The sequence below is a fragment of the Halorubrum sp. SP9 genome, assembly GCF_005435015.1.
GTDB classification, from domain to species: Archaea; Halobacteriota; Halobacteria; order Halobacteriales; family Haloferacaceae; genus Halorubrum; species Halorubrum sodomense.
The window spans coordinates 1-353 of sequence record NZ_SGXU01000503.1 but is presented as its reverse complement, the minus strand read 5'-3'; the positions used below and the strand labels follow the sequence as shown (position 1 = coordinate 353).

Sequence of the window (353 nt, the reverse complement as noted above, 5' to 3'; positions counted from 1 at the left end):
AACTGACCGCTGGAACGAAAACGACATCCACGACGGAGAGCGCTACGCGAGGTCGCCGCTGACGGATGCGTATTACCGCGTGACACGGTGGGAACGTATCGACGAGGAGAAGATCCGAGCCATCGGAAAGACAGAAGTGGAACGTGAGGACGTGCCCAGCGAATGGCTGGAGGTGTTAGACGATGCCAAAATGGACTGACTGCGTGAAGATACACGAGAACTGTGGCGGTATCGTCCGTTGGATCGAAGCGATCGATCGCCCCGGCGTCGGATGGACCGGGAAGTGTACGCACTGCGGCGAGCGTAACATCGTCGTCGAGCGGATGATCCCGGTCCGGGGACTCGACCACAGC

Annotated in this window: 1 protein-coding gene; it reads left to right on the top strand. The window is 59.8% G+C overall.

Annotated features, from left to right (window positions below; all coding sequences use genetic code 11):
- Positions 1 to 199: hypothetical protein (locus EXE45_RS18390; protein WP_137695164.1), on the top strand; the 199-nt coding region annotated here is incomplete at its 5' end.
- Positions 200 to 353 lie beyond the last annotated feature (154 nt).